The sequence below is a fragment of the Pseudoclavibacter sp. JSM 162008 genome, assembly GCF_041366455.1.
Classification (GTDB): domain Bacteria; phylum Actinomycetota; class Actinomycetes; order Actinomycetales; family Microbacteriaceae; genus Pseudoclavibacter.
In genome coordinates this window covers 1-1,241 of sequence record NZ_JBEWYX010000043.1, presented here as the reverse complement: position 1 = coordinate 1,241, position 1,241 = coordinate 1, and the positions used below count along the sequence as shown (strand labels likewise).

The 1,241-nt window shown below is 64.5% G+C and carries 1 protein-coding gene; it reads left to right on the top strand.

The window, feature by feature from the left end; translation table 11 throughout:
• Positions 1 to 51: 51 nt before the first annotated feature.
• A complete protein-coding gene (locus ABVF28_RS17185; protein WP_371031454.1) occupies positions 52 to 1,233 on the top strand; it encodes an IS30 family transposase in 1,182 nt (393 codons plus the stop codon).
• The last annotated feature ends 8 nt before the right edge of the window (positions 1,234 to 1,241 follow it).

The following is a 1,241-nucleotide window of genomic DNA, read 5'->3' as shown; positions in this document are numbered from 1 at the left end:
GGGTGGTTTCTGTTGGTCGTCGCAACACCCTGATGAGTAAGGGGTGGCTGGATGCCGGCGAACGATGCTGCGCGGGAGCGTAAGCGAAAGTTCTGGGCCTTGTTGCGGGAGGGGCGGTCCTCGTCAGCGGCGTGTGAAACTCTCGGCGTGCATAGGAGCCAGGGGTATCGGTGGATCAAAGCGGCCGGCGGTCGATTCCCGGTCGAGGACAAGCCGCGATCGGGTCGGTATCTCGAGCTAGATGATCGCTTACGGATCGCGGATCTGCGCCTGCAGGGCGCCGGGGTGCGGGAGATAGCGCGGGAGCTGGGACGGCAGCCGTCGACCATCTCGCGCGAGCTGCGTCGCAATGGGAAGCCGGGCAGGCTCGGGTACCGGCCGCATGCGGCTCAGAAGCAGTGCGAGGCTCGCGCGCGCCGACCCAAGGCATGCCGGCTCGATGAGCCGGTCCTTGCGGTGCTCGTTGAGGAGCGGTTGGTGAAGAACTGGAGTCCGCAGCAGATCAGTGATGACCTGGCCCGTCTGTTCCCGAGGAATCCGGAGATGCGCGTGGCACCAGAGACCATCTATCAAGCCCTATTCATTCAGGGGCGCGGGCAACTCCGCGCTGACCTGCATAAACACCTCCGCACCGGGCGCGCTGCCCGCAAACCTCGTGGCCTGCGCTTCACCGATAAGGGGAAGATCCGCGACAAGATCCTCATCAGCGAACGTCCCGCCGAAGCACGAGATCGAGCCGTTCCCGGCCATTGGGAAGGCGATTTGATCGTTGGGTCGGCATCCGGATCTGCGATCGGCACGCTCGTCGAGCGCGCCAGCCGCTACGTGATGCTCGTCCATCTCCCGAACGGACATAGCGCTCCCGCGGTCCGAGACGGACTGATCGCGACGATCAGCACACTGCCGGCCCATCTGCGCCGGTCGCTGACCTGGGACCAGGGCACCGAGATGGCGAAACACCTCGACGTGACTCTCGCAACGGACATGGCGATCTACTTCTGCGACCCCCACTCTCCCTGGCAGCGAGGGTCAAACGAGAACGCAAATGGACTGCTGAGGCAGTACTTCCCGAAAGGCACGAACCTCAACGCTCACGGCCCTGAACGGCTCCTCGAAGTCGCGACAGAACTCAACCAGCGGCCACGCAAAACCCTCGGCGGCAGAACCCCTGCCGCCGCCCTCGAAGAGCTACTCTCGAACCCACCAAGACCAGGTGTTGCGACGACCGGCTGACACCACCC